At 68.3% G+C, this 4698-nt stretch carries 8 protein-coding genes; all 8 read right to left on the bottom strand.

What is annotated here, in order from left to right; genetic code table 11:
- Positions 1–420 (bottom strand): molybdate ABC transporter substrate-binding protein (gene modA, locus ACM0PK_RS21515; RefSeq protein ID WP_495498548.1); only part of this gene is annotated, 420 nt, incomplete at its 3' end.
- Between the two features lie 23 nt (positions 421–443).
- Positions 444–1220, bottom strand: coding sequence for a helix-turn-helix domain-containing protein (locus ACM0PK_RS21510; protein WP_111008041.1), 777 nt, complete (start codon positions 1218–1220; stop codon positions 444–446).
- 68 nt (positions 1221–1288) lie between these two features.
- Positions 1289–1654 (bottom strand): hypothetical protein, encoded by a 366-nt coding sequence (locus ACM0PK_RS21505; protein WP_111008040.1) that lies wholly within the window; start codon positions 1652–1654, stop codon positions 1289–1291.
- Positions 1651–2193, bottom strand: coding sequence for a molybdenum cofactor guanylyltransferase (mobA, locus tag ACM0PK_RS21500; protein ID WP_414608104.1), 543 nt, complete (start codon positions 2191–2193; stop codon positions 1651–1653). Before mobA ends, ACM0PK_RS21505 begins: the two co-directional genes overlap by 4 nt.
- 107 nt (positions 2194–2300) lie before the next feature.
- Entirely contained in the window at positions 2301–2801 is a 501-nt protein-coding gene (locus tag ACM0PK_RS21495; RefSeq protein WP_111200574.1) for a molybdenum cofactor biosynthesis protein MoaE, read from the bottom strand.
- Positions 2802–2804: 3 nt separating this feature from the next.
- Complete coding sequence (locus tag ACM0PK_RS21490) at positions 2805–3065, bottom strand: MoaD/ThiS family protein (RefSeq protein ID WP_111200575.1); 261 nt, start codon at positions 3063–3065, stop codon at positions 2805–2807.
- Entirely contained in the window at positions 3062–4318 is a 1257-nt protein-coding gene (locus ACM0PK_RS21485) for a molybdopterin molybdotransferase MoeA (protein WP_414608103.1), read from the bottom strand. Before ACM0PK_RS21485 ends, ACM0PK_RS21490 begins: the two co-directional genes overlap by 4 nt.
- On the bottom strand, positions 4315–4698 hold a 384-nt coding region (locus ACM0PK_RS21480; RefSeq protein WP_495498547.1), incomplete at its 5' end, for a molybdopterin-binding protein. The genes ACM0PK_RS21485 and ACM0PK_RS21480, both read right to left, overlap by 4 nt.

Raw genomic sequence — 4698 nt, 5'->3', positions numbered from 1 at the left:
GCCGACCGGCACGCTGTCCGGGTTGCCCAGTGCGATGCGCTGCACACCGGCACCGGCCAGGTCCTTCAAGGTACGCGGCGCCGCCTTGGCCTGCGGCGGCGCCACCACCCACAGCGCGTTCACCGCGAACACCTCACGAGTGCCGGGCGCGAGCAGGGCCCGCTGCTGGGCCTGGTCCATGGTGGTTTCGTCGGCCGAGGCGAACACATCCACCGGCGCGCCGCGGCTGATCTGTTGCAGCAATACGCCGGACGCGGCGAAGTTGAAATCGACCTTGGTGCCCGGGTGCGCCTTCTCATAGGCATTGCCCAGTTCGCGGAAGCTCTCGGTCAGGCTCGAGGCCGCCGAAACGGTCAGCGTGGCCGCCCAGGCCGGCACCGTGGCCAGCAGTCCCAGCAACAACAGCCCCGCTCGCATCATGGGTCGGCCCCTCGCTTGCCTGATCAGTCCAGTCCGGATTCCCGGGCCACGGCCAACGCCGCCAGCCGTTCGGGTTGCAGCAACAGCATCTCACGTTGGTTCACCGCAATCACACCCTCGTCGCTCAACCGGCGCAGCACCCGACTCACCGTCTCCGGTGCCATCCGCAGGTAGTTGGCGATCTCGGTGCGGGCCATGCTCAGGTTGAAGCGGGTGGCCGAGAAACCGCGCCGGGCATAGCGTCCGGAAAGATCCAGCAGGAACGCTGCCATGCGCTCTTCGGTACGGTGGTTGGCCGCCAGGGTGGCGACCTTGCCGATCTCGGCGCTGAGCAGGCTGAACAGCCGCGCCTGCAACCCCGGCATGCGCGTGGCCAGCAGGCTCAATCGCGGAAACGAGATCCGGCACAGGTAGACCGTATCCAGTGCCACCGCATTGCAGGGGAAGCGCGCGCCATGGATGGCGTTGAGCCCGATCACCTCGCCGGGCAGGCTGAACCCCAGTACCTGCTCGTTGCCCTGGCTGTCATCGACGAAGGTCTTGACCATGCCCGCCCGGACCGCTGCGATCGAATCGAACGGATCGCCGGCACGGAAGAGATAGTCGCCAGCCTGGAACGGACCGACGTGGTCGACCAGCACATGCAACTCGCCCAACGCAGCCTTGTCGTAGCCCTGCGACATGCAGGCGTCCGAGAACGCACAGGTACTGCAGAAGTGCAGCGCGTCGCCGTCATCGGCCGCCGCCGGATTGGGCGTGGCCGGTCGGGACGCAGAGGGAGCGGAGGGGTTCAGGGGCATTGCAGCAACGCAGGAACGAAGGCCCCCATCATACGACAGCGCGCCACACGGCCCTGCGCACCATGCGCCTACTCCGGCGCAGGTTCAGCACGTCGCTGCGGGCCACGCTGCCGCATGCTGTCGCGCACGTCCACATCGAACTGCAGCTGCAACATGCTGTCGTCATCCAGGGCGATACCGAAGCCCAGCCCATCCCGGCAGGGCAGCCTGCCCGCCAGCGACTCAACGGCTTGGCGAGGCAGTACCAACCGGCAGAATGTCCCGCCATCGAGCAGCACTGCCTGATCGCCGGCATGCAGCGACAGCGCTACGCCCCAGCCGCCGCTGCCGCCGAAGCGGGTCAGGTTCTCGAGTGACTCGCCGGCCAGCAAGCGTGCCAGCTCTTCCTCATCCACGCGCAGGCGCATCGATTGCTGTTGCAGCTGGACCTTCATGCTGTGATGGACTCCCACTCTGATGGCGTATTGCAGTTGAGCAGCAACGCCTGATCCTCGGGTGCCAATGGCAACCGGGTCACGCCCAGGCGTTCCTGCAGGGCACGCAGTGAACGTCGCGCCATCGGATCATCAATCAAGTCCCCCAGCACGCGGCGGCAATGATCATCGATCTGCAACCGCATCGGCAACGGTTCATCGTCGAACACCGTGCAGGCACGCGCTTGATCGGCCTGCAGCCGTTGCAACAGCGCGGGTGTCACCCGCGGCGTGTCCACCGGCACCACCCAGGCCGGCCCGTCAGGCATCTGCATCGCCACGCTGTAGAGGCCGCCCAGCGGGCCGCAGCGTGCCACGCGGTCCGGCACGCCGCCAAACGCCGGGTAGTCACCGCTCACCCACACCCGTCCGGCGCCCGCCTGCTTCAACACGCCGCGCATGTGTTCCAGCAGGGTGCGGCCCTGCCAGGGCAGCAGCGCCTTGTCGCGCCCCATCCGGCTGGACAGGCCACCGGCCAGCACGATGCCGTTGATGCTCATCGCAGTAGAGCCACGCCATGCGTGGCTGCGTCGGCCGGATTCATCGGGAGAGCCTCATCCACGCACGGCGTGGATCTACTGGACCCGACGCTCCCCGAAGGGCGCGGTCAATGCCCGTGGTCATGTGTGTGGTCATCGGCATGTGCGGATGAGCTGTCCGCATGGCACAGGCTGCAACCTTCGCTCCACTGGCTGTCGCCGTCCTCGTAATGCTCCTGCTTCCAGATCGGGCACTGGTGCTTCACCACCTCGATCAACTGCCGGCAGGCCCGGAACGCCTCGTCACGGTGCGGGCTGCCGGCGGCCACCACCACCGCCACATCGCCGATGCCGAGTCGCCCCTTGGCGTGGGCCACATACAGCTTCAGCTTCGGCCCGAACGTCGCTTCGACCTCGGCGGCCAGGCGCCTGAATTCGTTCAGCACCAGCGGTTCAAACAGGTCGTAGGTGATGCCGGTGACTGCGCGGCCGATGTTTACATCGCGCACCTTGCCGATGAACACATCGATGCCGCCGAAGCCCGGATCGGACACCGCCGCGATGCCCTCGGCCGGATCGATCGCCGCCTGCGCGCGGTCCACCACCTTGGCAATGATCGTCTCGCTCATCGCTCAGCCCCCGCTCACCGGCGGCAGGATCGCCACCCGGCCATCGTCGGGCAGCGCCTCGTGGTCGCGCAGCACGCGTTGCTGATCGGCGAATGCCGAGTAATCCAGCAGCCCGGCACGGAAACCCGGCCAACGCACCGGCAGCAGCTCGCGCAGCGCCTGGCGCAGGTCGGCCACGGTGCCACCGGCCACATCCACGGCAATCTCGCGGTTGGCATCCAGATCGGAAAACGCACCGAACAACTGCAGATTCACCTGTTTCATAACGGCTCCTGGCTCATCAGCTGCACCGGTTCGTGGTGACCCCAGCCCTGCACGCGCACTGGCGTGCCGGCGGCGACCACGCCGCCCTCGCCTTCCAGCACCACCCAGGCGTTGGCCCGCAGCATGGACATCAAACGGAACGACTCCTGCCCGGCCAGCACGCGCGCACTCAGGCGCCCCTGTGCGTCCACCTCCACCCGCGCCCGCGCATGGAAACGCAGGCCGGGCGGCGTGCGCACCTCGGCCTGCAGCGGCAACGTCAGCACCGGCTCTGGTGCCAGCCCCAGCAGGCGGCGCAGCACCGGCTCGACGAAGAAGCGCTGGCCCACAGCCGCCGAGACCGGGTTGCCCGGCAGGCCGAAATACAGCGCGCCATTGGGCAGCACCGCGAACAGCAACGGCTTGCCGGGGCGGATCGCCACCTTGTGGAACACGATGCGCGCACCCCGTCCGCGCAGCGCGTCGGGAATGAAATCGTAGCGGCCGGCCGACACCGCGCCGGTGCTGATCAACAGCTGCGCACCCGCGTCCAGCGCTGCATCCAGCACCGCATTGAACGCGGCCACCTCATCGCCCACCGTGCCCTGCCAGACCACCTCGGCACCGGCGGCCTGCAGGCGGCCAACCAGGTACGGCCGGTTGCTGTCACGAATCTGCCCGGACGCCAGCGTCTGCGCCGCCTCGGTCACCAGCTCCTTGCCGGTGGCGATCACCGCGGCCCTTGGCCTTACCACCACCGCCACCTCGCCTACGCCGATGGCATGCAGCAGGGTGCGCGCGTTGATGTCCAGCACCTGCCCGGCCTGCAGCACGCGCTCGCCGTCGCTTACATCCTCGCCACGCAGGCGCACGTTCTGGCCCGGCTTCGCCAATCCCTTCAGGGCAATGCGGGTCGGGCGGCCGTCCTCGCTGGCGAGGATCTCCACATTCTCGACCGGCACCACCGTATCCAGCCCAACCGGCATGCGTGCCCCGGTCATGATTTCCCAGGCACCCTCGCCGCCTTCGGCACCGGCATCGCCGGCCGCCTGCCAGCCCTGCACCCCGAATTCGGTACCGGCCTCGAACGTCGCGCCGTTGGCGCGCAGCGCGAAGCCGTCCATCGCCGAATTGTCGAACGGCGGCAACGACTGCCCACTGATGATGTCACTGGCCAGGGTGCGGCCGCCGGCCTCATGCAGCGGCAGATGTTCGGCCGGCAGCGGCGTGGCCGCCTCCAGCAGGTGCTGCAAGGCTTCGCTGTAGGCAATCATCCGTGGCCACCACCCTCGACCATCACCAGGGCGTGGCCCAGTACCGGCGCCAGGATGTCCAGGCACTGCGCCGCCGCCTTTGGGCTGCCCGGCAATGCAAACACCAGCATGTTGCCCAGCTGCACCACCTCGGCGCGACTCAGCCAGGCCATCGGCGTGTGCTGTGCGCTGAGTGCCCGCACCATCTGCGCCAGGCCATGCACCGGCCGCGCATTTAACGAACGCAGCGCCTCCGGGGTCAGGTCACGTGGGCCCAGCCCGGTACCACCGGTACACAGGCACAGGCGCACGCCCTCGGCGGCCAAGGCCTGCAGGCGGGTGGCCAACGGCTCGATACCATCAGGCAAGACCTCGGCGGCTACCACCTCGCCCCCCAGCTT

The organism is Stenotrophomonas sp. FR010 (genome assembly GCF_047520755.2).
GTDB lineage: Bacteria > Pseudomonadota > Gammaproteobacteria > Xanthomonadales > Xanthomonadaceae > Stenotrophomonas > Stenotrophomonas sepilia.
Note: the sequence above shows the minus strand (reverse complement) of the source record. Positions and strands in the feature narration are given on the sequence as shown.